The organism is Streptomyces sp. NPDC004542 (assembly GCF_040610035.1).
In the GTDB taxonomy this organism is placed as follows: domain Bacteria; phylum Actinomycetota; class Actinomycetes; order Streptomycetales; family Streptomycetaceae; genus Streptomyces.
Window position 1 is genome coordinate 17,386 of sequence record NZ_JBEXLP010000011.1, and the last position, 25,327, is coordinate 42,712.

Below are 25,327 nucleotides of genomic sequence, written 5' to 3' on the forward strand. Positions count from 1 at the left end.
CGCACTGGGAAGTCGCGGGATCCATCCGTTGATCAGGGGGGCATGTCATGACGCGGGCTCGTCGGGGGCCGTCGCGGCGATGGGTGTCGCGCCCTTCGCCTTCGCCGCGGGACCGGCGTACGCCGACGGCGTCATCTGCTCGTCCGAAGGGGGAGCCTGCGCCGGCCGGCTCTCCGACGGCGACAAGGTCGTCCTGTGCGACGAGAAGGCGGACGGCCACTCCGCCGTCGCCAGGTTCCACATCGACGGTGACCACCTCTACGACTACCGGAACACCGGCGGGGCGCACACCTGCGAGACCTACGGCAACAGCTGGATCGCCGAGGGCAACCCGATCACCCTCAAGGCCTGCGTCGGCGAGCACAGCAATCCGGACATCTGGACCAGCACCTGCGTGAGCAGGTCCGACCACGCCTGATCCGGCACTCCGCCGGCCGGCGGCGGCCCGGCCTCGGGTCGGCCGTCGCCGCTGGTGATCGATAGAGTGGCGCCATGGCTGCAGGAGCACCCCACGTCCGCAACCGGGCCGCCGTGCTCGGCAAGCCCATCGCCCACTCCCTCTCCCCGGTGCTGCACCGGGCGGCCTACGACGAACTCGGCCTGGCCGACTGGTCGTACGACCGTTTCGAGGTCGACGAGGCCGGGCTGGCCGGGTTCCTCGACGGGCTCGGGCCCGCATGGGCGGGGCTGTCGCTGACCATGCCGCTGAAGCGGGCGGTCATCCCGCTGCTCGACGAGATCAGCGAGACGGCGGCCTCCGTGGACACGGTCAACACCGTCGTCTTCACCGAGGACGGCCGCCGCCTCGGGGACAACACCGACATCCCGGGCATGGTCGCGGCCCTGCGCGAGCACGGCATCGCACAGGTCGACTCCGCCGCGATCCTCGGTGCCGGCGCCACCGCCTCCTCCGCCCTGGCCGCCCTGTCCCGGGTCTGCACCGGCGAGGTCGTCGCCTACGTCCGCAGCGAGGCCCGCGCCGCCGAGATGCGCCACTGGGGCGAGCGGCTCGACGTCGAGGTCCGCACCGCCGACTGGGCCGGCGCGGCCGAGGCCCTGCGCGCCCCGCTGGTGATCGCCACGACGCCCGCGGGCACCACCGACGCGCTCGCCGCCGCTGTACCGGAGCGGCCCGCGACCCTGTTCGACGTGCTCTACGACCCCTGGCCCACCGAGCTCGCGGCGCGCTGGTCCATGTCCGGCGGAGCCGTCGTCAGCGGGCTGGACCTGCTGGTGCACCAGGCGGTGCTCCAGGTGGAGCGGATGACCGGTCGCACGCCGGCCCCGGTGGAGGCCATGCGCCGGGCCGGGGAGAAGGCGCTCGCCGGACACTGACGTCCGCCGCCGCGTCCGCCTTCTGGACCGGGAGCCGGGTCCGGCCCCGGACGTGGGAGGATCGGAGATGGCGGGCCGGGGCCGCGCACCCGGTCGGGCCGTTGCCGTCCGCGAGGACGCGCGTACGCAGGGCAGTACCGGGCGCGAGCACTGAGGAGCACCGTTGAGCAGGTTGCGCTGGCTGACCGCGGGGGAGTCCCACGGTCCCGCACTCGTCGCCACGCTGGAGGGCCTTCCCGCCGGCGTGCCGGTCACCACGGAGATGGTGGCGGACCACCTCGCGCGGCGGCGCCTCGGCTATGGACGCGGTGCGCGCATGAAGTTCGAGCGGGACGAGGTCACCTTCCTGGGCGGTGTCCGGCACGGCCTCACCCTCGGCTCCCCGGTCGCGATCATGGTGGGCAACACCGAGTGGCCCAAGTGGGAGCAGGTCATGGCGGCCGACCCGGTCGACCCCGAGGTGCTGGCGGGCCTGGCCCGCAACGCGCCGCTGACCCGTCCCCGCCCCGGCCACGCCGACCTCGCCGGCATGCAGAAGTACGGCTTCGACGAGGCCCGTCCGATCCTGGAGCGCGCCTCGGCCCGGGAGACCGCGGCCCGTGTCGCACTCGGTGCGGTCGCCCGGTCGTACCTGAAGGAGACCGCCGGTATCGAGATCGTCAGCCACGTCGTGGAGCTGGCCTCGGCGAAGGCTCCGGCGGGCGTGTACCCCACGCCGGCCGACGTGGCGAAGCTGGACGCCGACCCGGTGCGCTGCCTGGACGCCGACGCGTCGAAGGCGATGGTCGCGGAGATCGACCAGGCCCACAAGGACGGCGACACCCTCGGTGGTGTGGTCGAGGTGCTCGCCTACGGCGTCCCGGTCGGCCTGGGCTCGCACGTGCACTGGGACCGCAAGCTGGACGCCCGGCTGGCCGGCGCCCTCATGGGCATCCAGGCGATCAAGGGCGTCGAGATCGGCGACGGCTTCGAGCTGGCCCGGGTGCCCGGCTCCAAGGCGCACGACGAGATCGTGGGCACGCCGGAGGGCATCCGGCGCGTCTCCGGCCGCTCCGGTGGCACCGAGGGCGGCCTGACCACGGGTGAGCTGCTGCGGGTGCGGGCCGCGATGAAGCCCATCGCCACCGTGCCGCGCGCGCTGCAGACCGTGGACGTCGCCACCGGCGAGGCGACCCAGGCGCACCACCAGCGTTCCGACGTCTCCGCGGTCCCCGCCGCCGGCATCGTCGCCGAGGCGATGGTGGCCCTCGTCCTCGCGGACGCGGTGGCGGAGAAGTTCGGCGGCGACAGCGTGGCCGAGACCCGGCGCAACGTGCGGTCGTACCTCGACAACCTGCACATCCGATGAGTGGGCCGCTGGTCGTCCTGGTCGGCCCGATGGGTGTGGGCAAGTCCACCGTCGGGCAGCTGCTCGCCGAGCGGCTCGGGGCCCGCTACCGGGACACCGACGACGACATCGTGGCCGCTGAGGGCCGCACGATCGCCGAGATCTTCGTCGACGAGGGCGAGGCGGTCTTCCGGGCGGTCGAGAAGGCCGCCGTGCACCGGGCGCTCGCCGAGCACGAGGGCGTCCTCGCGCTCGGCGGCGGCGCGATCCTCGACGCGGACACCCGCGGCCTGCTCGCCGGGCACCGCGTGGTGTACCTCTCGATGGACGTCGAGGAGGCGGTCAAGCGCACCGGCCTGAACGCGGCCCGCCCGCTGCTCGCCGTCAATCCGCGCAAGCAGTGGCGCGAGCTGATGGAGGCGCGGCGGCACCTGTACGAGGAGATCGCCACGGCGGTCGTGCCGACGGACGGCCGCACGCCGGAAGCGGTCACCCAAGCGGCCCTGGACGCACTGGAGTTGAAGGAAGCATGAGCGAGGCAGTCACCCGCATCCAGGTCGCCGGCACCGCGGGCACCGAGCCGTACGAGGTGCTCGTCGGCCGGCAACTCCTGGGCGAACTGGCCGGGTTGATCGGGCACAAGGCCAAGCGCGTCGCCGTGATCCACCCCGAGGCGCTGGCCGAGACCGGTGACGCGCTGCGCGCCGACCTCGCCGAGCAGGGCTACGAGGCCGTCGCCATCCAGGTGCCGAACGCCGAGGAGGCCAAGACCGCCGAGGTCGCCGCCTACTGCTGGAAGGCGCTCGGCCAGTCCGGTTTCACCCGTTCCGACGTCATCGTGGGCGTCGGCGGTGGTGCCACCACCGACCTGGCCGGATTCGTGGCCGCGACCTGGCTGCGCGGCGTGCGCTGGATCGCCGTCCCCACCACCGTGCTGGCCATGGTGGACGCGGCGGTCGGCGGCAAGACCGGCATCAACACCGCCGAGGGCAAGAACCTGGTGGGTGCCTTCCACCCGCCGGCCGGTGTGCTGTGCGACCTGGCCGCGCTGGAGTCGCTGCCGGTCAACGACTACGTCTCCGGGCTCGCCGAGATCATCAAGGCGGGTTTCATCGCCGACCCGGAGATCCTCGAGCTCATCGAGGCCGACCCCGAGGCCGCGCGCACCCCCGCCGGACCGCACACGGCCGAGCTGATCGAGCGGTCGATCCGGGTGAAGGCTCAGGTCGTCTCCTCCGACCTGAAGGAGTCCGGCCTGCGCGAGATCCTCAACTACGGTCACACGCTCGGCCACGCGATCGAGAAGAACGAGCGCTACAAGTGGCGGCACGGCGCCGCGGTCTCGGTCGGCATGCACTTCGCCGCCGAACTCGGCCGTCTGGCGGGCCGGCTGGACGACGCGACCGCCGACCGCCACCGCAGCGTCCTGGAGTCGGTCGGGCTGCCGCTGCACTACCGCCACGACCAGTGGCCCAAGCTGCTGGAGGCGATGAAGGTGGACAAGAAGTCCCGCGGCGACCTGCTGCGCTTCATCGTGCTCGACGGTCTCGCCAAGCCGACGGTCCTGGAGGGACCGGACCCGGCGGTACTGCTGGCCGCCTACGGCGAAGTGGGGCAGTAGGCCCCGGCCTGATACGTCCTCACCTGCTCCTTCCGTCCGATTCGCCTTCCGCGGCGGGCACTTCGCGGCGTCCCCGGCCGTTTCACCAAACGACGGCCGGGGACGGTACCGTTCGGTAGGGAGCGGGGACGGCCCCGCTGCCTGCGTCAATTGCCGGTACGGACGAGACGGAGTGGCACCGGATGCAGCACGCAGTGGGGTCTGAGCTGCCGCCGCCCCACCAGCCGGGGCAGGGACCGGCCGCCGGCTGGGCGCCGGCCGCACACCACCCGGGCCCACCTCACCCGGGAGCCCATCAGGGCCCCGCCCTCGTGCCCCCGCCACCCCCGTCGCCCCCGGCAGCGGGCTTCACCGGCACCTCGCCGGGGCCGGTGCCGCCCGCGCCCGCGCAGCCCCCGGCCCCGCAGCCTCCGGCCCCGCAGCACCCGCCCGTCCCCCCGGTCCCCGACACCACCGGCCATGTGCCGCTGCCGCCCGGCGGCCCGGTCGCCGTGCCCAGCGTGCCGCCCGCCGCCGCCCCCGACGCGTCCGCCACGACCCTGGCCGTGCTGCTCATCGGCCCCGCCGGCGCCGGCAAGACGAGCGTCGCCAAGTACTGGGCGGACCACCGCCGGGTCCCCACCGCGCACATCAGCCTCGACGACGTGCGCGAGTGGGTCCGCTCGGGCTTCGCGGACCCCCAGTCCGGCTGGAACGACCACTCCGAGGCCCAGTACCGCCTGGCCCGCCGCACCTGCGGCTTCGCCGCGCGGAACTTCCTGGCCAACGGCATCTCCTGCATCCTCGACGACGCCGTGTTCCCGGACCGCCCGGTCGTCGGCCTCGGCGGCTGGAAGCGGCACGTCGGCCCCGGCCTGCTGCCCGTCGTCCTCCTTCCGGGCCTGGACATCGTCCTGGAGCGCAACGCCGAGCGCAGCGGCAACCGCCGCCTCACCGACGAGGAGGTGGCCCGCATCCACGGCCGGATGGCCGGCTGGTACGGCTCGGGCCTGCCGATCATCGACAACTCCCAGCTGGACGTCCCGAGCACCGCCCGTGTCCTGGACGACGTGCTCGCGCGGGCCATGACGAGCCCGCCGAGCTGGTGACCGCGGGCTGACCGGACCCCACTCGGCCCCTGCCGGACGGCACAAACCGGTCAGAACTCCTACGCTCGTGTCATGTCAGAGGTGTACGCGACCCGCCGATCCCGGCTGAGGGAATGCTGCAACGCGGCCGGTACCGCGGCAGCGCTCATCTCCCGCCCCGCCAATGTGCGCTACCTGGCGGGCGCCGCCCCCCAGGGCGCAGTCCTGCTCCTCGGCAAGCGCGAGGACCTCCTCGTCTGCGCCGCCCCGCCCGACGACCGCCCCACCGAGGGGCGGCCGGACGACCACCTGCGGCTGGAGATCCTGCCCTCGCCCGGCGGTGACACCGCGGTCGCGGCGGCCGGCCTCGCCGCGGCCCAGGGGGCCGACACCCTCGCCGTGGAGGAGCACCACCTCACCGTCACCCGGTACAGAGCCGTCTCCTGCGTCGCACCCCGCCTCCGTCTCACCGGCCTCGGCGCGGCCGTGGAGCAGCTGAGGGTGGTGAAGGACGAGGAGGAGATCTCCTGCCTCCGCATCGGCGCCGAGATCGCCGACCAGGCCCTCGGCGAACTGCTGGAGTCCATCCTGGTCGGCCGCACCGAACGGCACCTCGCCCTGGAGCTGGAACGGCGCCTGGTCGACCACGGCGCGGACGGGCCCGCCTTCGCGACCTCGGTCGCCACCGGCCCGAACGCCGGCCGGCGCGGGCACCGCCCCACCGACCGCCGGGTCGAGGAAGGCGACTTCCTGTCCGTCTGCCTGGGGGCCGCCTACCGCGGATACCGCTGCGAGATCGGCCGGACGTTCGTCATCGGCACCTCGCCGGCCGACTGGCAGATCGAGCTGTACGACCTCGTCTTCACCGCGCAGCGCGCCGGACGGGAGAGCCTGGCACCCGGCGCGGCCTGCCGCGAGGTGGACGGCGCCGCGCGCCAGGTGCTGGACTCCGCCGGGTACGCGCAGGGCCTGCCGCCGCTCATCGGACACGGCGTGGGACTCGAAATCGACGAGGACCCGCAGTTGGCTCCCTCGGCCATGGGTAAACTGGACGCTTGCGTGCCGGTCACCGTCGAACCGGGGGTCCACCTCCCGGGCCGGGGCGGCGTCCGGATCGATGACACGCTCGTCGTACGCCCCGAGGCGGACGGCGGACCCGAGCTACTCACCATCACGACCAAGGAGCTGCTCGCGCTCTAGCCTCGCGCTGTGCGCCTGCCCCGGGGTCGTACGTCAGTCCAGGAGATTCCGCAACCGTGGCTTCCACGAACGACCTCAAGAACGGCCTTGTGCTCAAGCTCGAAGGCGGCCAGCTCTGGTCCGTCGTCGAGTTCCAGCACGTCAAGCCCGGCAAGGGCCCGGCCTTCGTGCGCACCAAGCTCAAGAACGTGCTCTCCGGCAAGGTCGTCGACAAGACCTTCAACGCCGGCGTCAAGGTCGAGACGGCCACTGTCGACAAGCGCGACATGCAGTTCTCGTACATGGACGGCGAGTACTTCGTCTTCATGGACATGGAGACCTACGACCAGCTCATGGTCGACCGCAAGGCGGTCGGTGACGCCGCCAACTTCCTCGTCGAGGGCTTCACGGCCACGGTGGCGCAGCACGAGGGCGAGGTGCTCTTCGTCGAGCTCCCGGCCGCCGTCGAGCTGACCGTCTCCGAGACCGAGCCGGGCGTCCAGGGCGACCGCTCCACCGGTGGCACCAAGCCCGCCACCCTGGAGACCGGCCACCAGATCCAGGTCCCGCTCTTCATCACCACCGGTGAGAAGATCAAGGTCGACACCCGTACGAGCGACTACCTCGGCCGGGTGAACAGCTAACCGTGGCTGCCCGCAACACGGCCCGCAAGCGCGCCTTCCAGATCCTCTTCGAGGGCGACCAGCGCGGCGCGGACGTCCTGACGGTCCTCGCGGACTGGATCCGGCTCTCCCGGGACGACACCCGGCAGCCGCCGGTGAGCGAGTACACGATGCAGCTGGTCGAGGGGTACGCCGAGCACGCGAAGCGCATCGACGAGCTGCTCGCCCAGTACTCGGTCGGCTGGACGCTCGACCGGATGCCGGTCGTCGACCGGAACATCCTGCGGCTGGGTGCCTACGAGCTGATCTGGATGGACGAGACCCCGGACGCCGTCGTCCTGGACGAGATGGTGCAGCTCGCGAAGGAGTTCTCCACGGACGAGTCGCCCTCGTTCGTCAACGGCCTGCTCGGCCGGCTCAAGGAGCTGAAACCGACGCTGCGCCGTTCCTAGCCGGAACGGGCCCCGCGAGGCCGCGGTGACCGGGTGGGCGCGGGTTGTCCGTGGCCGGCCGCGCGGTTCCCCGCGCCCCTCCGCGGCGCGCTGCCCTTCAAGGCGTACGAAGATCGCCGGGGTGCCGGAACCCCTCAGGTTCCTGCACCCCGGCGGCACGTTTCTGCTGACCGGAGGAGCGCTCAGCTCTCCTCGTGGGTCGCCACGGCGCGACGCGCGTCCGCGTCCAGCACGCCCCAGCTGATCAGCTGCTCGGTGAGGACCGAGGGCGACTGGTCGTAGATGACGGCGAGTGTGCGCAGGTCGTCCTGCCGGATCGACAGCACCTTGCCGTTGTAGTCACCGCGCTGGGACTGGATGGTCGCGGCGTACCGCTGCAGCGGGCCCGCCTTCTCGGCCGGCACGGTGGCCAGCCGCTCCAGGTCCAGAACCAGCTTCGGCGGCGGCTCGGCGGCGCCGCCCGGCGTGGTGCCCGGCAGCAGCTCCTGCACGGGAACGCCATAGAAATCGGCCAGCTCGGCAAGGCGCTGCACGGTCACGGCACGGTCGCCGCGCTCGTAGGAACCGACCACCACGGCCTTCCAGCGACCCTGGGACTTCTCCTCGACACCGTGGAGGGAAAGGCCCTGCTGGGTGCGGATGGCCCGGAGCTTGGCCCCGAGCTGTTTGGCGTATTCGCTGGACATATAGCTCCCCGGACACTGTGTCGACGCGGCTGGCTGCGTTTCCGGGCCGCGCGGCTGGTAACTCACTGTGAGGTTACGCAGCGTTACTCTCCTGCGTCAAGCCGAATGGTCCGCAGCGGCTCTTCCGTGGTAGCGGCGATGTGTTGCGCCAAGGGGGTGATCGGGGGCGTACGAGCGACCTGATACGGTGGATGGCGCAATTCCGACGTCCTTTAAGGTCCGTCCCGTGAGGCGGAGAAGGAGGTCCGTTTCTTATGGACAAGCAAGACCGGCAAGACCCGCAGGCCGACGCGCGCCCCGTTCTCGAGGGCCCCGACATCGCACGCGTCCTGACCCGCATCGCCCACGAGATCGTCGAGCGCGCCAAGGGCGCCGACGACGTGGTGCTCCTCGGCATCCCGACCCGGGGCGTCTTCCTCGCCCAGCGGCTGGCCGCCAAGCTCGAGCAGATCACCGACCGCAAGGTGCCCGTGGGGTCGCTCGACATCACCATGTACCGCGACGACCTGCGCATGCACCCGCCGCGTGCGCTGGCCCGCACCGAGATCCCCGGTGACGGCATCGACGGCCGTCTCGTCGTCCTCGTCGACGACGTGCTCTTCTCCGGCCGCACCATCCGTGCCGCCCTCGACGCCCTGAACGACATCGGGCGTCCGCGCGCGGTGCAGCTCGCGGTCCTCGTCGACCGCGGCCACCGCGAACTGCCCATCCGCGCCGACTACGTCGGCAAGAACCTCCCCACGTCGCTGCGGGAGACGGTCAAGGTCCAGCTCGCCGAGGAGGACGGTCGCGACACCGTGCTGCTCGGTGTGAAGCCGGCCGCCCGGCAGTAGCACGCACGCGTGCGGCCGCGTCGGCCGTACGTCCCTTCCCCGTGCCCCTGTCTGCCCGGAATCTCCCGAATACGAACTGCCTTACGGAGCCTGACAGATGCAGCGTCATCTCATCTCGGCCGCCGACCTCACCCGCGACGACGCCGTCCTGATCCTCGACACCGCCGAGGAGATGGCCCGGGTCGCCGACCGGCCCATCAAGAAGCTGCCGACCCTGCGCGGCCGCACGATCGTCAACCTCTTCTTCGAGGACTCCACCCGGACCCGGATCTCCTTCGAGGCCGCCGAGAAGCGCCTCTCCGCAGACGTGATCAACTTCTCCGCGAAGGGGTCGTCGGTGTCCAAGGGCGAGTCCCTGAAGGACACCGCCCAGACCCTGGAGGCCATGGGGGTCGACGCCGTCGTCATCCGCCACGGCGCCTCCGGAGCCCCCTACCGCCTGGCCAACTCCGGCTGGATCGACGCCGCCGTCATCAACGCCGGCGACGGCACCCACCAGCACCCCACGCAGGCCCTGCTGGACGCCTTCACCATGCGCCGCCGGCTGGTCGGCCGGGACGCCGGGATCGGCCAGGACCTGTCCGGCAGGCGCATCACCATCGTCGGCGACGTCCTGCACAGCCGGGTCGCCCGCTCCAACGTCGACCTGCTGCACACCCTCGGCGCCGAGGTCACCCTGGTCGCCCCGCCCACGCTGGTGCCGGTCGGCGTCGGGAACTGGCCGTGCGAGGTGTCGTACGACCTCGACAGCACGCTGCCGAAGTCCGACGCGGTGATGATGCTCCGCGTCCAGCGCGAGCGGATGAACGCCGCCTTCTTCCCCACCGAGCGCGAGTACTCGCGGCGCTACGGCCTCGACGGCGACCGCATGGCACGGATGCCCGAGCACGCCATCGTGATGCACCCCGGCCCGATGGTCCGCGGCATGGAGATCACCGCGGAGGTCGCCGACTCCGGGCGCTGCACCGTCGTCGAGCAGGTCGCCAACGGCGTCTCCATCCGAATGGCCGTCCTGTACCTGCTGCTCGGCGGCAACGAACCCGCCGTGGCCCACCCGTCGCCCGCCACCACCCCCGCCTGAATCCCGCACCCCCGAGGAGAAGCACGACACATGAGCAAGATCCTGATCCGTGGTGCGAAGGTGCTCGGCGGCGAGCCGCAGGACGTGCTGATCGACGGCGAGGTCATCGCCGAGGTCGGTGCCGGCCTGAGCGCCGAGGGCGCCGAGGTCGTGGAGGCCGGCGGCAAGGTGCTGCTGCCGGGCCTGGTCGACCTGCACACCCATCTGCGCGAACCGGGCCGCGAGGACTCCGAGACCGTCCTCACCGGCACGCGCGCGGCCGCCTCCGGCGGGTACACGGCCGTGTTCGCCATGGCCAACACCTTCCCGGTCGCCGACACCGCCGGCGTGGTCGAGCAGGTCTACCGGCTCGGCCGGGAGCACGGCTACTGCGACGTGCAGCCCATCGGCGCCGTCACCGTCGGCCTGGAGGGCAGGAAGCTCGCCGAGCTGGGCGCGATGCACGACTCGGCCGCCGGGGTCACCGTCTTCTCCGACGACGGCAAGTGCGTGGACGACGCGGTGATCATGCGCCGGGCGCTCGAGTACGTGAAGGCCTTCGGCGGCGTCGTCGCCCAGCACGCGCAGGAGCCCCGGCTCACCGAGGGCGCCCAGATGAACGAGGGCGTCGTCTCCGCCGAGCTGGGCCTGGGCGGCTGGCCGGCCGTCGCCGAGGAGTCGGTCATCGCCCGGGACGTGCTGCTCGCCGAGCACGTCGGATCCCGCGTCCACATCTGCCACCTGTCGACCGCCGGAAGCGTCGAGATCGTCCGCTGGGCCAAGTCCCGCGGCATCCAGGTCACCGCCGAGGTCACCCCGCACCACCTGCTCCTCACCGAGGAGATGGTGCGCTCCTACAACCCGGTCTACAAGGTCAACCCGCCGCTGCGCACCGACCGCGACGTGCTGGCCCTGCGCGAGGCGCTCGCCGACGGCACGATCGACATCGTCGCCACCGACCACGCCCCGCACCCGCACGAGGACAAGGACTGCGAGTGGGCCGCGGCCGCCATGGGCATGGTCGGCCTGGAGACCGCGTTGTCGGTGGTCCAGGAGACCATGGTGGACACGGGCCTGCTGGACTGGGCCGGCGTCGCCGACCGGATGTCCGTCAAGCCCGCACGGATCGGACAGGCCGACGGCCACGGACGTCCCGTCTCGGCAGGTGAGCCCGCCAACCTCACCCTCGTCGACACGGCCTACCGTGGCCTGGTGGACCCCGCGGGCTTCGCCTCGCGCAGCCGGAACACCCCCTACGAGGGACGTGAGCTGCCGGGCCGTGTCACCCACACGTGGCTGCGGGGCAAGGCCACGCTCGTCGACGGGAAGCTCACGTGACACCTGCAACTTGGCTCGCGGCCGGACTCGCGACCGGACTGGCGGCCGACAGGAAATCGGCCGAAGTGACCGATTGGACCGCCCGCATCGGCTGGCTCGTCGGACTCGCCCTCTTCGTCGCGCTCGTCTACTGGCTGATGCGCGAGGGCTGGAAGTGGCGCGGCACCCTCCAGGGCGACCTCCCGGAGCTGCCCACCGCGCCGGACGACCCCGGCCCGGCGAGACTGAGCATGACCGGCCGCTACCACGGCTCCACCACCGCCGGTCAGTGGCTGGACCGCATCGTGGCGCACGGCCTGGGCACCCGCAGCCGGGCCGAGCTCACCCTGACGGACGCGGGACTGGACGTCGTACGCCCCGGGGCGGCCGACTTCTTCGTCCCCGCCGCCGCGCTGCGGGAGGCCCGGCTCGACAAGGGCATCGCCGGCAAGGTCCTCACCGAGGGCGGACTGCTGATCGTCACCTGGCAGCACGGCGACCGGCTGATCGACTCGGGGTTCCGCTCGGACCGTGCGGCCGAGCACCACGAGTGGGTCGACGCCATCAACTCCAAGACCAAGACAACCGACACGGAAGGCGCCGAACGATGACGACCTCCACCAGGGGAACCGCCTCCCAGAGGCACAAGACGGCTCCCGCCGTACTCGTCCTGGAGGACGGCCGGTTCTTCCACGGCCGCGCCTACGGGGCCGTGGGGTCCACCTTCGGCGAGGCCGTGTTCTCCACCGGCATGACCGGCTACCAGGAGACCCTCACCGACCCCTCCTACCACCGCCAGGTCGTGGTGATGACCGCCCCGCACGTCGGCAACACCGGCGTCAACGACGAGGACCCCGAGTCCCGGCGCATCTGGGTGGCCGGTTACGTCGTGCGCGACCCTGCGCGCGTGCCGTCCAACTGGCGCTCCCGCCGCTCCCTGGACGACGAGCTGCGCCACCAGGGCGTCGTCGGCATCTCCGGCATCGACACCCGCGCGCTGACACGGCACCTGCGCGAGCGCGGCGCCATGCGCGTCGGCATCTTCTCCGGCAACGCGCTGCCCGACGAGGGCACCATGCTCGCCGAGGTGCGCCAGGCTCCCGAGATGGAGGGCGCGAACCTCTCCGCCGAGGTCGCCACCAAGGAGACGTACGTCGTCCCGGCGATCGGCGAGAAGAAGTTCACCGTGGCGGCCGTCGACCTCGGCATCAAGGGCATGACCCCGCACCGCATGGCCGAGCGCGGCATCGAGGTGCACGTGCTGCCGGCCACGGCCACCGTCGAGGACGTCTACGCGGTGAACCCCGACGGCGTGTTCTTCTCCAACGGCCCGGGCGACCCGGCCACCGCCGACCACCCGGTCTCCGTCATGCGGTCCGTCCTGGAGCGCGGCACCCCGCTCTTCGGCATCTGCTTCGGCAACCAGATCCTGGGCCGCGCCCTCGGCTTCGGCACCTACAAGCTGAAGTACGGCCACCGCGGCATCAACCAGCCCGTGCAGGACCGCACGACCGGCAAGGTCGAGGTCACCGCGCACAACCACGGTTTCGCCGTCGACGCCCCGCTCGAGAAGGCGACCGAGACCCCCTACGGCCGTGTCGAGGTCTCCCACGTGTGCCTCAACGACAACGTGGTGGAGGGCCTGCAGCTCCTCGACCGCCCGGCCTTCAGCGTCCAGTACCACCCCGAAGCGGCAGCCGGCCCGCACGACGCCGCCTACCTGTTCGACCGCTTCGTTTACCTGATGGAGGGCCAGCGTGCCTAAGCGCACCGATATCCAGTCCGTCCTGGTCATCGGCTCCGGCCCGATCGTCATCGGCCAGGCCGCCGAGTTCGACTACTCCGGCACCCAGGCGTGCCGCGTGCTCAAGGCCGAAGGCCTGCGCGTCGTCCTCGTCAACTCCAACCCGGCGACGATCATGACCGACCCGGAGATCGCCGACGCCACGTACGTCGAGCCGATCACCCCGGAATTCGTCGAGAAGATCATCGCCAAGGAGCGGCCGGACGCCCTGCTGCCCACCCTGGGCGGCCAGACGGCGCTCAACACCGCCATCTCCCTGCACGAGAACGGCGTCCTGGACAAGTACGGCGTCGAGCTGATCGGCGCCAACGTCGAGGCCATCCACAAGGGCGAGGACCGCGACCTGTTCAAGGAGGTCGTGGAGGAGGTCCGCAAGAAGATCGGGCACGGCGAGTCCGCCCGCTCCGTGATCTGCCACTCCATGGACGACGTCCTCGCCGGCGTCGAGACGCTCGGCGGCTACCCGGTCGTCGTCCGCCCCTCCTTCACCATGGGCGGCGCCGGCTCCGGCTTCGCGCACGACGAGGAGGAGCTGCGCCGCATCGCCGGCCAGGGCCTCACCCTCTCGCCGACCACCGAGGTGCTCCTGGAGGAGTCCATCCTCGGCTGGAAGGAGTACGAGCTGGAGCTGATGCGCGACAAGCACGACAATGTCGTGGTCGTCTGCTCCATCGAGAACTTCGACCCGATGGGCGTGCACACCGGCGACTCGATCACCGTCGCGCCCGCGATGACGCTGACCGACCGCGAGTACCAGACCCTGCGCGACGTCGGCATCGCGATCATCCGCGAGGTCGGGGTCGACACCGGCGGCTGCAACATCCAGTTCGCGGTGAACCCCGAGGACGGCCGCGTCATCGTCATCGAGATGAACCCGCGGGTGTCCCGCTCCTCGGCCCTCGCCTCCAAGGCGACCGGCTTCCCGATCGCCAAGATCGCCGCCAAGCTCGCCGTCGGCTACACCCTCGACGAGATCCCGAACGACATCACGCAGGAGACCCCGGCCTCCTTCGAGCCGACCCTCGACTACGTGGTGGTCAAGGCCCCGCGGTTCGCCTTCGAGAAGTTCCCGCAGGCCGACCCCACCCTGACCACCACCATGAAGTCGGTCGGCGAGGCCATGGCCATCGGCCGCAACTTCACCGAGGCCTTCCAGAAGGCGCTGCGCTCGCTGGAGAAGAAGGGCAGCCAGTTCACCTTCGTCGGCGAGACCGGTGACAAGGCCGCCCTGCTGGCCCAGGCCGTGCGTCCCACCGACGGCCGCATCAACACCGTCATGCAGGCCATCCGCGCGGGCGCCACGCCCGAGGAGGTCTTCGAGTACACGAAGATCGACCCGTGGTTCGTCGACCAGCTCTTCCTGCTGAAGGAGATCGCGGACGAGCTGGCCGAGGCGCCGGAGATCACCGCCGAGCTCCTCGCCGAGGCCAAGCGGCACGGCTTCTCCGACCAGCAGATCGGCGAGATCCGCGGGCTGCGCGAGGACGTCGTGCGCGAGGTCCGGCACGCGCTCGGCGTCCGCCCGGTCTACAAGACCGTGGACACCTGCGCCGCCGAGTTCGCCGCGCGGACGCCGTACTTCTACTCCTCCTACGACGAGGAGACCGAGGTCGCGCCCCGGGAGAAGCCGGCCGTCATCATCCTCGGCTCCGGCCCCAACCGCATCGGCCAGGGCATCGAGTTCGACTACTCCTGCGTGCACGCCTCCTTCGCACTGCACGACGCCGGGTACGAGACCGTGATGGTCAACTGCAACCCGGAGACCGTCTCCACCGACTACGACACCTCCGACCGCCTGTACTTCGAGCCGCTGACGCTCGAGGACGTGCTGGAGATCGTGCACGCCGAGCAGCAGGCCGGTCCGGTCGCGGGCGTCGTCGTGCAGCTGGGCGGACAGACCCCGCTGGGCCTGTCCCAGGCGCTGAAGGACAACGGCGTGCCGATCGTGGGCACCTCCCCGGAGGCCATCCACGCCGCCGAGGACCGCGGTGCCTTCGGCCGGGTCCTCGCGGAGGCCGGCCTGCCCGCCCCCAAGCACGGCACGGCCACCACCTTCGACGAGGCCAAGGCCATCGCCGACGAGATCGGCTACCCGGTCCTGGTCCGGCCCAGTTACGTGCTCGGCGGGCGCGGCATGGAGATCGTCTACGACGAGACCCGGCTGGCCACCTACATCGCCGAGTCGACCGAGATCAGCCCCTCCCGGCCGGTGCTGGTCGACCGCTTCCTCGACGACGCCATCGAGATCGACGTCGACGCCCTGTACGACGGCGAGGAGCTCTACCTCGGCGGTGTCATGGAGCACATCGAGGAGGCCGGCATCCACTCCGGCGACTCGGCGTGCGCCCTGCCCCCGATCACGCTGGGCGGCTTCGACATCAAGCGGCTGCGCGCCTCCACCGAGGCCATCGCGCGCGGGGTGGGCGTCCGCGGCCTGATCAACATCCAGTTCGCGATGGCGGGCGACATCCTCTACGTCCTGGAGGCCAACCCGCGCGCCTCCCGTACCGTCCCCTTCACCTCGAAGGCGACCGCGGTGCCGCTGGCCAAGGCCGCCGCCCGGATCTCGCTGGGCGCGACCGTCGCCGAGCTGCGCGCGGAAGGACTGCTGCCCCGGCAGGGCGACGGCGGCGAGCTGCCCCTGGACGCGCCGATCTCCGTCAAGGAGGCGGTCATGCCGTGGTCCCGCTTCCGCGACATCCAGGGCCGGGGCGTCGACACGGTCCTCGGCCCGGAGATGCGTTCCACCGGCGAGGTCATGGGCATCGACTCCGTCTTCGGCACCGCGTACGCCAAGTCGCAGGCCGGGGCGTACGGCCCGCTGCCCACCAAGGGCCGCGCCTTCATCTCGGTCGCCAACCGCGACAAGCGCTCGATGATCTTCCCGGCGCGGGAGCTGGTCGCCCACGGCTTCGAGCTGCTCGCCACCTCCGGCACGGCCGAGGTCCTCAAGCGCAACGGCATCAACGCCACGGTCGTGCGCAAGCAGTCCGAGGGCACCGGCCCGAACGGCGAGCGGACCATCGTCCAGCTCATCCACGACGGCGAGGTCGACCTCATCGTCAACACCCCGTACGGCACCGGCGGCCGCCTCGACGGCTACGAGATCCGTACGGCGGCCGTGGCCCGGTCCGTGCCCTGCCTGACGACGGTCCAGGCGCTCGCCGCGGCGGTCCAGGGCATCGACGCCCTGAACCACGGCGGGGTGGGCGTCCGATCGCTGCAGGAACACGCGGAACACCTGACCGCGGCCCGCGACTAGCAGCCGACGAGGGGGACACCGGAAACGGTGTCCCCCTCGTCATGAGGCTTCACGAGGACATCTGGACATGTACAAGCTCTTCTTCCGTCTGGTTTTCAAACGGATGGACGCCGAGAAGGCCCACCACCTGGCCTTCCGTTGGATCCGGCTGGCCGTCCGCATCCCGGTGCTGCGCACCTTCGTCGCCGCGGCCCTCGCGCCCCGCCACAGGGAACTGCGCACCGAGGCCTTCGGGCTGCGCATGCACGGCCCTTTCGGTCTCGCCGCCGGCTTCGACAAGAACGCGGTCGCCATCGACGGCATGGCCATGCTCGGTTTCGACCACGTCGAGATCGGGACCGTCACCGGTGAGCCCCAGCCCGGCAACCCCAAGAAGCGGCTGTTCCGGCTTGTCGCGGACCGCGCGCTGATCAACCGCATGGGCTTCAACAACGACGGCTCGCTGGCGGTCGCCGCGCGCCTCGCCACCCGGGAACCCGTCTTCAGGACGGTGGTGGGCGTGAACATCGGCAAGACCAAAGTGGTCCCGGAGACGGAGGCGGTCGGCGACTACGTGAAGTCGGCCGAGCGGCTCGCCCCGTACGCGGACTACCTGGTCGTCAACGTCTCCTCCCCGAACACGCCGGGCCTGCGCAACCTGCAGGCCACCGAGGCACTGCGGCCGCTGCTCAGCGCCGTGCGCGAGGCCGCCGACCGGGTCGTGCCGGGGCGCCGTGTGCCGCTGCTGGTGAAGATCGCACCGGATCTCGCCGACGAGGACGTCGACGCGGTCGCCGACCTGGCCGTCGAGCTCCGGCTCGACGGGATCATCGCCACGAACACCACCATCGCGCGCGAGGGGCTCGGTCTGACCTCGGAACCCTCGCTGGTGAAGGAGGCCGGCGGGCTGTCCGGCGCGCCGTTGAAGGCGCGCTCCCTGGAGGTGCTGCGCCGCCTCTACACGCGCGTGGGCGACCGCATCACCCTGGTCGGCGTCGGCGGCATCGAGAACGCCGAGGACGCCTGGCAGCGCATCCTGGCCGGAGCCACGCTGGTGCAGGGCTACAGCGCCTTCGTCTACGAGGGGCCTTTCTGGGGCCGCGCGATCCACAAGGGGCTGGCGGCACGCCTGCGCTCCAGCCCGTACGCCACCCTCGCCGACGCGGTCGGCGCCGACGTGAGGAAGCCCGCATGACGTCTCACGAGCCCTTCGGCGCACGCCTGCGCCGTGCCATGGACGAGCGCGGCCCGCTGTGCGTCGGGATCGACCCGCACGCCTCCCTGCTCGCCGAGTGGGGCCTGAACGACGACGTCGCGGGCCTGGAGCGGTTCAGCCGCACGGTCGTGGAGGCGGTGGCCGACCGGGTCGCCGTACTGAAGCCGCAGAGCGCCTTCTTCGAGCGCTTCGGCTCGCGCGGCATCGCCGTCCTGGAGGCGTCGGTGCGCCAGGCGCGCGCGGCCGGCGCCCTGGTCGTGATGGACGCCAAGCGCGGCGACATCGGCTCGACCATGGCCGGGTACGCCGAGGCGTTCCTGCACGAGGACGCCCCGCTGTTCTCGGACGCCCTGACCGTCTCGCCCTACCTCGGCTACGGCTCCCTGAGCCCGGCCGTGGCAATGGCGCGGGAGAGCGGCACCGGCCTGTTCGTGCTGGCGCTCACCTCCAACCCCGAGGGGCACGAGGTGCAGCACGCCGTCCGCGCCGACGGACGCGACGTCGCCGCGACGATGCTGGCCCACCTGGCGGCGGAGAACGCGGGGGAGGAGCCGCTGGGGTCCTTCGGCGCGGTCGTGGGCGCCACGCTGGGCGACCTGTCGTCGTACGACCTCGACATCAACGGCCCGCTCCTCGCGCCGGGCGTAGGGGCCCAGGGGGCGACGCCGGCCGATCTCCCGCGGGTGTTCGGGGCGGCGGTGCGCAACGTCGTGCCGAACGTCAGCCGGGGTGTTCTCCGTCACGGTCCCGAGGCCGGGGCGCTGCGCGCGGCCGCGGACCGGTTCGCGCAGGAGATCCGGGCCGCCGTGGCGGGTGCCTGACCGGGGGCCCGGTCCTCCGACGAGTGCTCCGGCCGAGAGCCGCGGGACGACTTGAGTGTGAAGACATCCTCAAATCGAGGGCATTATGTCTGAAATGTCTGGCCTGGCGGAGGCTGACCAGGACTTTTCCGCTGTTCTCGCTGACTCTGGCGGACTTGACCGCTAGTCTCCGAGCAGTGGGAGCCCCTCCCGCGCTTTCCAAGCGGTGGGGGACAGCGGGCAAGCGTGTTGCTCGTGGCTCCCCAGGTGTGGGGCGACTAGGTTCCTCACCGGTCCGTATCCGACAGTTCGACATCCGAGGTGACGTAGGCGTGGCTCTTCCGCCCCTTACCCCTGAACAGCGCGCAGCCGCGCTCGAAAAGGCCGCCGCGGCTCGCCGGGAGCGGGCCGAGGTCAAGAATCGACTCAAGCACTCCGGCGCCTCTCTTCACGAGGTCATCAAGCAGGGCCAGGAGAACGACGTCATCGGCAAGATGAAGGTCTCCGCCCTGCTCGAGTCCCTCCCGGGCGTGGGCAAGGTCCGCGCCAAGCAGATCATGGAGCGACTCGGGATCTCCGAGAGCCGCCGCGTGCGTGGCCTCGGTTCCAACCAGATCGCCTCCCTGGAGCGCGAGTTCGGGAGCACCGGCTCCTGAGCGCCGGGCAGTCCGGGACCGGCGTCCCGGGCGACCCGGGATTGCTGGAATAATCGCTGCATGGCTGCAACATTCCGGGGGACGACCCCCGAGCCCCCGGACGTACGTCCGCGGCTGACCGTGCTCTCCGGCCCCTCCGGGGTCGGCAAGAGCACGGTCGTCGCTCATATGCGCAAGGAACACCCCGAGGTCTGGCTCTCGGTGTCGGCGACCACCCGCAAGCCGCGCCCGGGTGAGAAGAACGGGGTCCACTACTTCTTCGTCACGGACGACGAGATGGACAAGCTGATCGCCAACGGTGAGCTGCTGGAGTGGGCCGAGTTCGCCGGCAACCGCTACGGCACGCCCCGCCAGGCCGTGCTGGAGCACCTGGAGGCCAAGGTGCCGGTTCTCCTGGAGATCGACCTCCAGGGCGCCCGGCAGGTCCGGGAGTCCATGCCCGAGGCGCAACTGGTGTTCCTGGCCCCTCCCTCCTGGGAGGAGCTCGTGCGCAGGCTCACCGGCCGGGGCACCGAGCCGCCCGAGGTGATCGAGCGGCGCCTGGACGCGGCCAGGGTCGAGCTGGCGGCCGAGCCGGAGTTCGACGAGACCCTGGTCAACACCTCCGTCGAGGACGTGGCGCGCGAGCTGCTAGCCTTGATGGACGTCGTGTGATCGTGTAGATCACCCTCGACTGATTCTTTCCCATCCATCGGAAGGTAGAGCGTGTCCTCTTCCATCACCGCGCCCGAGGGCATCATCAACCCGCCGATCGACGAGCTCCTCGAGGCCACCGACTCGAAGTACAGCCTCGTGATCTACGCGGCCAAGCGGGCCCGCCAGATCAACGCGTACTACTCGCAGCTCGGCGAGGGCCTCCTCGAGTACGTCGGTCCGCTGGTGGACACCCACGTCCACGAGAAGCCGCTCTCCATCGCCCTGCGCGAGATCAACGCGGGTCTGCTGACCTCCGAGGCCATCGAGGGCCCGGCGCAGTAGCAGCAGGCGGTACGAGCAGTAGTACCTGCATCATGCAGATGGCTTTTCCACAGGCCCGGCAGGCCGACTGCCGGGCCTGTGGTGTGTGATGGTCGCGTAGGGTGCCTAGCCGGGGAGAGACGGTGGACAAGCCGAAGGTCGTTCTGGGTGTCAGCGGCGGCATCGCCGCCTACAAGGCGTGCGAGCTGCTGCGCAGGCTGACCGAGTCCGGGCACGACGTCCGCGTGGTCCCCACGGCCTCCGCGCTGCACTTCGTCGGCGCCGCCACCTGGTCCGCCCTCTCCGGCAACCCCGTCTCCACCGAGGTCTGGGACGACGTCCACGAGGTGCCGCACGTCCGCATCGGCCAGCACGCCGACCTGGTGGTCGTCGCCCCCGCCACCGCCGACATGCTCGCCAAGGCCGCCCACGGCCTCGCCGACGACCTGCTGACCAATACGCTGCTCACCGCGCGCTGCCCGGTCGTCTTCGCCCCCGCCATGCACACCGAGATGTGGGAGCACGCGGCGACGCAGGAGAACGTGGCGACGCTGCGCCGCCGGGGCGCCGTCGTCATCGAACCGGCGGTCGGCCGCCTGACCGGTGTCGACACCGGCAAGGGACGGCTGCCCGACCCCGCCGAGATCTTCGAGGTCTGCCGCCGGGTCCTCGCCCGGGGAGTGAGGGAGCCGGACCTCGCCGGCCGGCACGTCGTCGTCAGCGCCGGCGGCACCCGCGAGCCCCTCGACCCGGTCCGCTTCCTGGGCAACCGCTCCTCCGGCAAACAGGGCTACGCCCTCGCCCGCACGGCCGCGGCGCGGGGCGCACGGGTGACACTGGTCGCGGCCAACACCGGGCTGCCGGACCCGGCGGGTGTGGACGTCGTGCCCGTGGGCACGGCGCTGCAGCTGCGGGAGGCGGTGCTGAAGGCGGCCGCCGACGCCGACGCCGTGGTCATGGCGGCCGCCGTGGCCGACTTCCGTCCCGCGGCCTACGCGGCCGGGAAGATCAAGAAGAAGGACGACCAGGACCCGGAGCCGGTTGCTCTCGTGCGCAATCCGGACGTCCTGGCGGAGATATCGGCCGAACGGCTCCGGCCCGGACAGGTGGTCGTCGGCTTCGCCGCCGAGACGGACGACGTCCTCGCCAACGGCCGGAAGAAGCTGGTGCGCAAGGGCTGTGACTTCCTCGTGGTGAACGAGGTGGGTGAGCGCAAGACCTTCGGCTCCGAGGAGAACGAGGCGGTCGTACTGGGTGCCGACGGCAGCGAGACGCCCGTCCCGCACGGCCCCAAGGAGGCCCTCGCCGACATTGTCTGGGACCTCGTGAAGGGGCGGCTGGGCTGACGCCGCGGGCCTCGTGCCAGCCGTTCGGCGGCATCGCCGAGGACGACATCCAGGACGACATCCAGGACGACATTGTCGCGTGGCGGCCCTGGCCAAGGCCGCCGCGCATTGGGCACAATGCCCGTGCCGCAGGTCACAGGGCGCCCGAGAGGCGAGACAGGTGGTCCGTCGGCGGAGGGCGACCGATAAACTGTTCCCGGACGATGCCGGGCGCAGCTCCCCGCGTCGTCCGACAATGATCAGCCAGCAGCCGCTGCAACCCCAGGGAGCGTTGTGTCCCGTCGCCTGTTCACTTCGGAGTCCGTGACCGAAGGTCACCCCGACAAGATCGCTGACCAGATCAGCGACACCATTCTCGACGCGCTCCTGCGTGAGGACCCGACGTCCCGGGTCGCCGTGGAGACGCTGATCACGACCGGTCTGGTGCACGTGGCCGGCGAGGTCACCACCAAGACCTACGCGGACATCGCGACCCTGGTCCGCAACAAGATCCTCGAGATCGGTTACGACTCCTCGAAGAAGGGCTTCGACGGCGCCTCCTGCGGCGTCTCCGTCTCGATCGGCGCGCAGTCCCCGGACATCGCCCAGGGCGTGGACACCGCGTACGAGACCCGGGTCGAGGGCGACGACGACGAACTCGACAAGCAGGGCGCCGGCGACCAGGGGCTGATGTTCGGCTACGCGTCCGACGAGACGCCCACCCTGATGCCGCTGCCGATCTTCCTGGCGCACCGTCTGTCGAAGCGCCTGTCGGACGTCCGCAAGAACGGCACCATCCCCTACCTGCGCCCGGACGGCAAGACGCAGGTCACCATCGAGTACGACGGTGACAAGGCCGTCCGCCTCGACACGGTCGTCGTCTCCTCGCAGCACGCGAGCGACATCGACCTGGAGTCGCTGCTCGCGCCCGACATCCGCGAGTTCGTCGTCGAGCCCGAGCTGAAGGCGCTCCTCGACGAGGGCATCAAGCTCGACACCGAGGGCTACCGCCTGCTGGTCAACCCCACCGGCCGCTTCGAGATCGGCGGTCCCATGGGCGACGCCGGCCTGACCGGCCGCAAGATCATCATCGACACCTACGGCGGCATGGCCCGCCACGGCGGCGGCGCCTTCTCCGGCAAGGACCCGTCCAAGGTGGACCGCTCGGCGGCGTACGCGATGCGCTGGGTCGCGAAGAACGTCGTCGCCGCCGGCCTGGCCTCCCGCTGCGAGGTCCAGGTGGCCTACGCCATCGGCAAGGCCGAGCCGGTCGGCCTGTTCGTCGAGACCTTCGGCACCCACAAGGTCGAGACGGAGAAGATCGAGAAGGCGATCGACGAGGTCTTCGACCTGCGCCCGGCCGCCATCATCCGCGACCTCGACCTGCTCCGCCCGATCTACGCCCAGACCGCGGCGTACGGCCACTTCGGTCGTGAGCTCCCCGACTTCACCTGGGAGCGGACGGACCGCGTGGACGCGCTGCGCGAGGCCGTGGGCCTGTAGATCCATCACGGTTCCCCGCCGGGGCCCGGCTTCCCTTCGGGAGGCCGGGCCCCGGCGTGTCACGGGGACGATCACGGCCCGCGCCGGTTGTCAGTGGAGTTTGGTAAGAATGCAAGCGTGAGCAGCGAGAACGGGCAGGGGGGCGGCGGGACCGAAGGGGCCCCGGCGGCGGAGCAGCTCGCGCTCATCCGGGAGGGTGTCCGGCAGGGCAGGGCGAAGGCGCCACGGGCCAAGCCGAGGACCTGGCGGGGGGCCGCGCTGGCCAAGGAGCTACCGGTGGCGCGGGTGCTGGTCGACAAGGGTGTGCTCCATCTCGACCGGTACTTCGACTACGCCGTGCCCGAGGAACTGGACGAGCAGGCGCGGCCCGGGGTGCGGGTGCGGGTGCGGTTCGGGGCCGGGCGGGGCCGGGTGCGGGAAGGACGCCGTGAGGGCGGGGGACTCATCGACGGGTTCCTCGTCGAGCGGCGGGCCGAGTCGGACTACTCCGGGCCGCTGGCGGCGCTGGCCCAGGTCGTCTCGCCCGAACCCGTGCTGAGCGAGGAACTGCTGGGACTCGCGCGGGCGGTCGCCGACCGGTACGCGGGCAGCCTCGCCGACGTGCTCCAGCTGGCCGTGCCACCGCGCAGCGCGCGGGCCGAACAGCGGCCGTCGCCCGCACCGCTGCCGCCGCCTCCGGTGCCCGACGCGGGGTCGTGGGCCAGGTACGAGCGTGGGGCCGCCTTCGTCCGGTCACTGGCCGCCGGGGCCGCGCCGCGCGCCGTGTGGAACGCGCTGCCCGGACCCGGCTGGAGCGAGGAGCTGGCCCGAGCCGTCGCCGCGACGCTCGCCTCGGGGCGCGGCGCACTCGTCGTCGTCCCGGACGGGCGGGCCGCCGCCCGGGTCGACGCCGCGCTGACCGCACTGCTCGGCGAGGGCCGGCACGCGCTGCTCACCGCCGACGCGGGGCCCGAGAAGCGGTACGCGCAGTGGCTCGCCGTCCGACGGGGGTCGGTGCGGGCCGTGGTCGGGACGCGGGCCGCGATGTTCGCGCCGGTGCGGGATCTGGGGCTCGTCGCCGTCTGGGACGACGGGGACGGCAGTCACAGCGAGCAGCACGCCCCGCAGCCACATGCCCGTGACGTGCTGCTGCTGCGTGCGGCGCTGGACAAGTGCGGCTTCCTGCTGGGCGGTTGGGGCTGCACCGTGGAAGGGGCGCAGCTCGTGGAGAGCGGCTGGGCCCGTCCCCTGGTCGCGGGGCGCGAGCAGGTACGGCGGACCGCGCCCCTGGTGCGCACCGTGGGGGACGGCGAGCTGGCGCGCGACGAGGCCGCCCGCGCCGCCCGGCTGCCGACGCTCGCCTGGCAGGCCGTCCGGGAGGGACTCAGGCACGGGCCGGTCCTGGTGCAGGTGCCCCGGCGGGGATATGTACCGCGCATGGCCTGTGCGCGCTGCCGGGCGCCCGCGCGCTGCCGGCACTGCTCCGGGCCGCTCGAGGGGCAGGAGGCCGGGGCTCTGCGCTGCGACTGGTGCGGACGCGAGGAGGCCGCCTGGCACTGTCCGGAGTGCGGCGGCTTCCGGCTGCGCGCCCAGGTGGTCGGGGCGCGGCGGACCGCGGAGGAACTGGGCCGGGCCTTTCCCGCCGTGCCCGTGCGGACCTCGGGCCGTGAGCACGTGCTGGACACGGTGCCGGCCGCGCCCGCGCTGGTGGTGAGCACCCCGGGGGCCGAGCCGGTCGCCGAGGGCGGCTACGCGGCGGCCCTGCTGCTGGACGGCTGGGCCATGCTCGGCCGGCCCGACCTGCGCGCCGGTGAGGATGCCCTGCGGCGCTGGATCGGGGCCGCCGCGCTGGTGCGGCCGCAGGGGGAGGGCGGGACCGTGGTCGTCGTCGCCGAGCCCACGCTGCGGCCCGTGCAGGCGCTGGTGCGCTGGGATCCCGTCGGGCACGCGGTCCGGGAACTGGCGGAGCGGGCCGAGCTGGGATTCCCGCCGGTGTCGCGGATGGCGGCCGTGACGGGGACGGCCCAGGCCGTCGCGGAGTTCCTCGGTACGGTCGAACTGCCGCCGGACGCCGAGGTGTTGGGGCCCGTCCCGATGCCGGACGGCCTTCCCGGGCGACCCCGGCGGCCGGGGGCACCGCCGGTCGGGGAGCACTGGGAGCGCGCGCTGGTCCGCGTGCCGCCGGGCAGTGGAGCCGCTCTCGCGTCCGCGCTGAAGGCGGCGCAGGCCGCGCGGATGGCACGGGGGAGCGGGGAGGCACCGGTACGGGTGCGGATCGATCCGCCGGACATCGGGTGAGGGGGCGGCCGCGGGTGAGAGGGACCCGGCATGCGGCCGCCCTCCCGG

Annotated in this window: 24 protein-coding genes; 23 read left to right on the plus strand and 1 reads right to left on the minus strand. The window is 71.9% G+C overall.

The features are described from left to right. Positions 1–79 precede the first annotated feature (79 nt). From ABZX30_RS09290 to nusB, 9 genes are all read left to right on the plus strand, one after another. Complete coding sequence (locus ABZX30_RS09290; protein ID WP_355930834.1) at positions 80–418, plus strand: hypothetical protein; 339 nt, start codon at positions 80–82, stop codon at positions 416–418. Between the two features lie 74 nt (positions 419–492). After that, positions 493–1,335: a shikimate dehydrogenase gene (locus ABZX30_RS09295; protein ID WP_355930837.1), complete on the plus strand. Its 843-nt coding sequence runs from the start codon at positions 493–495 to the stop codon at positions 1,333–1,335. Between the two features lie 163 nt (positions 1,336–1,498). Further along, complete coding sequence (gene aroC, locus ABZX30_RS09300; RefSeq protein ID WP_355930839.1) at positions 1,499–2,683, plus strand: chorismate synthase; 1,185 nt, start codon at positions 1,499–1,501, stop codon at positions 2,681–2,683. Continuing rightward, the gene (locus ABZX30_RS09305) at positions 2,680–3,195 is read left to right on the plus strand and encodes a shikimate kinase (RefSeq protein ID WP_355930841.1); all 516 of its coding nucleotides are present in this window, start codon (positions 2,680–2,682) and stop codon (positions 3,193–3,195) included. The genes aroC and ABZX30_RS09305 overlap by 4 nt, the downstream gene beginning before the upstream one ends. Further along, positions 3,192–4,283, plus strand: a complete 1,092-nt coding sequence (gene aroB / locus ABZX30_RS09310; RefSeq protein WP_355930844.1) for a 3-dehydroquinate synthase — start codon at positions 3,192–3,194, stop codon at positions 4,281–4,283. Before ABZX30_RS09305 ends, aroB begins: the two co-directional genes overlap by 4 nt. A gap of 182 nt (positions 4,284–4,465) precedes the next feature. After that, positions 4,466–5,371 carry a Pro-rich N-terminal domain-containing protein gene (locus ABZX30_RS09315; protein WP_355930847.1) on the plus strand — a complete coding sequence of 302 codons (906 nt, stop codon included), beginning with the start codon at positions 4,466–4,468 and terminating at the stop codon, positions 5,369–5,371. Positions 5,372–5,443: 72 nt separating this feature from the next. Further along, positions 5,444–6,550, plus strand: coding sequence for an aminopeptidase P family protein (locus tag ABZX30_RS09320; protein WP_355930848.1), 1,107 nt, complete (start codon positions 5,444–5,446; stop codon positions 6,548–6,550). Between the two features lie 56 nt (positions 6,551–6,606). Further along, on the plus strand, positions 6,607–7,173 hold the full coding sequence (gene efp / locus ABZX30_RS09325; RefSeq protein ID WP_355930851.1) for an elongation factor P: 567 nt from the start codon (positions 6,607–6,609) through the stop codon (positions 7,171–7,173). A 2-nt stretch (positions 7,174–7,175) separates the two neighbouring features. Continuing rightward, complete coding sequence (nusB, locus tag ABZX30_RS09330; protein ID WP_355930854.1) at positions 7,176–7,604, plus strand: transcription antitermination factor NusB; 429 nt, start codon at positions 7,176–7,178, stop codon at positions 7,602–7,604. A gap of 182 nt (positions 7,605–7,786) precedes the next feature. Here nusB and bldD read toward each other — a convergent pair whose 3' ends face one another. Then, positions 7,787–8,290, minus strand: a complete 504-nt coding sequence (bldD, locus tag ABZX30_RS09335) for a transcriptional regulator BldD (protein ID WP_086170636.1) — start codon at positions 8,288–8,290, stop codon at positions 7,787–7,789. A gap of 254 nt (positions 8,291–8,544) precedes the next feature. Between bldD and pyrR the strand changes: the two genes are divergently transcribed. The 14 genes from pyrR to ABZX30_RS09405 all read left to right on the plus strand — a co-directional run bounded on the left by pyrR (position 8,545) and on the right by ABZX30_RS09405 (position 25,279). Next, entirely contained in the window at positions 8,545–9,123 is a 579-nt protein-coding gene (gene pyrR, locus ABZX30_RS09340; protein WP_355930855.1) for a bifunctional pyr operon transcriptional regulator/uracil phosphoribosyltransferase PyrR, read from the plus strand. A gap of 97 nt (positions 9,124–9,220) precedes the next feature. Next, positions 9,221–10,204, plus strand: coding sequence for an aspartate carbamoyltransferase catalytic subunit (locus ABZX30_RS09345; RefSeq protein WP_355930857.1), 984 nt, complete (start codon positions 9,221–9,223; stop codon positions 10,202–10,204). A 30-nt stretch (positions 10,205–10,234) separates the two neighbouring features. Further along, positions 10,235–11,521 carry a dihydroorotase gene (locus tag ABZX30_RS09350; RefSeq protein ID WP_355930860.1) on the plus strand — a complete coding sequence of 429 codons (1,287 nt, stop codon included), beginning with the start codon at positions 10,235–10,237 and terminating at the stop codon, positions 11,519–11,521. After that, the gene (locus ABZX30_RS09355) at positions 11,518–12,111 is read left to right on the plus strand and encodes a hypothetical protein (RefSeq protein ID WP_355930863.1); all 594 of its coding nucleotides are present in this window, start codon (positions 11,518–11,520) and stop codon (positions 12,109–12,111) included. Before ABZX30_RS09350 ends, ABZX30_RS09355 begins: the two co-directional genes overlap by 4 nt. Next, complete coding sequence (gene carA / locus ABZX30_RS09360; RefSeq protein ID WP_355930866.1) at positions 12,108–13,265, plus strand: glutamine-hydrolyzing carbamoyl-phosphate synthase small subunit; 1,158 nt, start codon at positions 12,108–12,110, stop codon at positions 13,263–13,265. Before ABZX30_RS09355 ends, carA begins: the two co-directional genes overlap by 4 nt. After that, positions 13,258–16,566, plus strand: a complete 3,309-nt coding sequence (gene carB / locus ABZX30_RS09365; RefSeq protein ID WP_355930867.1) for a carbamoyl-phosphate synthase large subunit — start codon at positions 13,258–13,260, stop codon at positions 16,564–16,566. Before carA ends, carB begins: the two co-directional genes overlap by 8 nt. Positions 16,567–16,633: 67 nt before the next feature. Beyond that, positions 16,634–17,740, plus strand: a complete 1,107-nt coding sequence (locus ABZX30_RS09370; RefSeq protein WP_355930869.1) for a quinone-dependent dihydroorotate dehydrogenase — start codon at positions 16,634–16,636, stop codon at positions 17,738–17,740. Beyond that, positions 17,737–18,582 (plus strand): orotidine-5'-phosphate decarboxylase, encoded by an 846-nt coding sequence (pyrF, locus tag ABZX30_RS09375; RefSeq protein WP_355930872.1) that lies wholly within the window; start codon positions 17,737–17,739, stop codon positions 18,580–18,582. The genes ABZX30_RS09370 and pyrF overlap by 4 nt, the downstream gene beginning before the upstream one ends. Before the next feature lie 311 nt (positions 18,583–18,893). After that, positions 18,894–19,217, plus strand: coding sequence for an integration host factor (locus tag ABZX30_RS09380; protein ID WP_003977346.1), 324 nt, complete (start codon positions 18,894–18,896; stop codon positions 19,215–19,217). Between the two features lie 60 nt (positions 19,218–19,277). Then, positions 19,278–19,871: a guanylate kinase gene (gene gmk, locus ABZX30_RS09385; protein WP_355930874.1), complete on the plus strand. Its 594-nt coding sequence runs from the start codon at positions 19,278–19,280 to the stop codon at positions 19,869–19,871. A gap of 51 nt (positions 19,872–19,922) precedes the next feature. Then, entirely contained in the window at positions 19,923–20,195 is a 273-nt protein-coding gene (rpoZ, locus tag ABZX30_RS09390; RefSeq protein WP_005319902.1) for a DNA-directed RNA polymerase subunit omega, read from the plus strand. Between the two features lie 122 nt (positions 20,196–20,317). After that, positions 20,318–21,520, plus strand: coding sequence for a bifunctional phosphopantothenoylcysteine decarboxylase/phosphopantothenate--cysteine ligase CoaBC (gene coaBC, locus ABZX30_RS09395; protein ID WP_355930877.1), 1,203 nt, complete (start codon positions 20,318–20,320; stop codon positions 21,518–21,520). Positions 21,521–21,793: 273 nt separating this feature from the next. Further along, entirely contained in the window at positions 21,794–23,002 is a 1,209-nt protein-coding gene (gene metK, locus ABZX30_RS09400; RefSeq protein WP_355930878.1) for a methionine adenosyltransferase, read from the plus strand. Positions 23,003–23,119: 117 nt separating this feature from the next. After that, a complete protein-coding gene (locus ABZX30_RS09405) occupies positions 23,120–25,279 on the plus strand; it encodes a primosomal protein N' (RefSeq protein ID WP_355930880.1) in 2,160 nt (719 codons plus the stop codon). Positions 25,280–25,327 lie beyond the last annotated feature (48 nt).